Below are 1379 nucleotides of genomic sequence, written 5' to 3' on the forward strand. Positions count from 1 at the left end.
CCCCAGTGTGCGGTTTCTCACGAGGTACGACGGCGAGGTCAGTGAGCCTCTCGTGGGGCGCCAGGGAAGTCGGGTCTCCATGCGAGTGGCGAGGGCGAGCGCCTCATTGCTCTCGAGCCATGGTAGGGTGCCGGGGACCAGCCCCGGCTGATCCAGGGTATTCGAAGGAGAGACGGCGTAGGCGAAGATCAGGAAACCACTGCTTAATTAAATGTTAATTAAGGATATAAAGAGTAATAGAATGAGGATAGCTCAGTGAGGAAATTCAGTGGAGAAAAGAGGCTGAATAATTCAGCCAGAAGGTAAGAGAAAGAACGACATGGTGAGACCAAGTTTCGGTGAACAAGGCCCGCACTTTATTTTTCAAAGTAGTTTTTATACCTTAAGTTATGCATAGAGGATAATGGGGGAAGGGGTCGAGTCTTGCAGCAAACCAGGCTTTCTTCCTGCAAACTTATCATATGCAAAAGCTTAGGTGATTTGCATCATCTTCTGGCCCGGAGGCCTGTTAACATTTTAAGACCTTTTCTTCAGAAAACTTATTTTTCTCTAAAGGTGGTTGGTCAGGAGCCACCCTCCAAAAAAGCATTAGATAAAGTTGCATTCCTACAGAGCAAAGGTGTGGTGGGCTATAACAAGAAAAAGAATTAACTCAAGGGTCCCAGGTTACAAACATTAAAGCTACTACTTACACCAATTATATTAATCAATACACTGCCAGGGACACAGCAGGTAAGGGATATGGAAACTTAGCAGCAAACAATGGCCCAACAAGTGAAAAACCATTCACCAATACAATTTCTAATCAATCTTGTAACTACTCAAAAGAATCTGTGTTTAGACAGTTTAGAACATCTCCTGCCTCTCACAGTTGGGAGGCTCTGAACAATCCCATGTGGCCGGAAAAACCTATTCAGGCAGGCTAGAGGATTTCCAAAGGAGTTTGTAGGTTAAACACTGTCACACCCAGGAATTATTAACTGGAACTGTAAGCTAACTCTTTTTTCAGAGAGAGGTAGTGGGGGAGAGCCCCCCGTAAAGTCAGAGGTTTAGGTGAAAGCACAAGCAGAAAGTAGGCAGACTCTGGTTTTGGGGGTATATGCTCGAGAATTTCCAGGGGGACTCCTGAAGCTCGATCCCGCCTTTGCGTATGCCGAGCCTCCTTCCTCATGACCTTTGTCATGGGCGGAGTTCCTCACTGGCTCCCAGCAGTGATAGAATTCCAGTGGAGCTATTCCAGATCCTGAAAGATGATGCTGTGGAAAGTGCTGCACTCAATATGCAATATGCAATATGCACTCAATATGCAATATGCCGGCTCACGGCAGTAGGGGAATCTGGCCTCGAGACGTGTTGAAGAAGGTCTCTCGAGGTCTTTC

1 protein-coding gene is annotated in these 1379 nt (G+C 46.6%); it reads left to right on the top strand.

Features of this window, described 5'->3' with window-relative positions:
• The first annotated feature begins 423 nt into the window (after positions 1-423).
• Positions 424-651 carry a hypothetical protein gene (locus tag BLR50_RS14215; protein ID WP_092643818.1) on the top strand — a complete coding sequence of 76 codons (228 nt, stop codon included), beginning with the start codon at positions 424-426 and terminating at the stop codon, positions 649-651.
• Positions 652-1379 lie beyond the last annotated feature (728 nt).

It is taken from the genome of Acetanaerobacterium elongatum, assembly GCF_900103835.1.
GTDB lineage: Bacteria > Bacillota > Clostridia > Oscillospirales > Ruminococcaceae > Acetanaerobacterium > Acetanaerobacterium elongatum.